The following is a 719-nucleotide window of genomic DNA, read 5'->3' as shown; positions in this document are numbered from 1 at the left end:
TGCCTGAAGTCGGTGACCGCAAGGAGCTGCCTAGGGTAAAACTGGTAACTAGGGCTAAGTCGTAACAAGGTAGCCGTACCGGAAGGTGCGGCTGGAACACCTCCTTTCTAGAGCCCTATGTGTTAGCAGCAATGCACGCTGGGGAAATAAGATGCCGGACTATGGTTTTGGAATCTGAGATTGTATTGCTCTTGCTGTTAATTTAAAAAAAATGATAAAAATTAAGTAAAACAGAGTCTCGTAGCTCAGCTGGTTAGAGTACTACACTGATAATGTAGGGGTCGGCAGTTCGAGTCTGCCCGGGACTACTATTTAACTTAAAAAAGGAAATTCTAGAGTTGAGTTCTTATGAATAATCATTCATAATTCATAATTCACAATTCATAATTAGATTGGGGGATTAGCTCAGCTGGCTAGAGCGCCTGCCTTGCACGCAGGAGGTCAACGGTTCGACTCCGTTATTCTCCACTGATTCGCCCAGGCGGATAAAAGTTCATTGACATATTGAGATAAGAAAATAATAAGAAAGTAGAAAGCGTTTTTTGCAATTTATTGCAAAAGACAAAACAAAACGGTCTTGTTTTAATTAACAAGATTGGTGCAATAAGCAAAATAAGGGCGCATGGGGAATGCCTAGGCTCTCAGAGGCGATGAAGGACGTGATAAGCTGCGAAAAGCTGCGGGGACTGGCACACACAGATTGATCCGCAGATATCCGA

2 tRNA genes and 2 rRNA genes are annotated in these 719 nt (G+C 43.1%); all 4 read left to right on the top strand.

From position 1 onward, the window contains the following. A 16S ribosomal RNA gene (locus tag BSF41_RS23560) occupies nt 1-107 on the top strand; the annotation flags it as partial. A gap of 127 nt (nt 108-234) precedes the next feature. Next, nucleotides 235-308: transfer RNA gene (locus BSF41_RS23555), tRNA-Ile, on the top strand. 86 nt (nt 309-394) lie between these two features. After that, nucleotides 395-468: transfer RNA gene (locus tag BSF41_RS23550), tRNA-Ala, on the top strand. Nucleotides 469-602: 134 nt separating this feature from the next. Then, nucleotides 603-719: ribosomal RNA gene (locus tag BSF41_RS23545) — 23S ribosomal RNA — on the top strand; the annotation flags it as partial.

Source organism: Flavobacterium sp. ACN2 (assembly GCF_002303885.1).
GTDB lineage: Bacteria > Bacteroidota > Bacteroidia > Flavobacteriales > Flavobacteriaceae > Flavobacterium.
The sequence above is the reverse complement of the archived record's forward strand: the minus strand, read 5'-3'. Positions and strand labels throughout refer to the sequence as shown.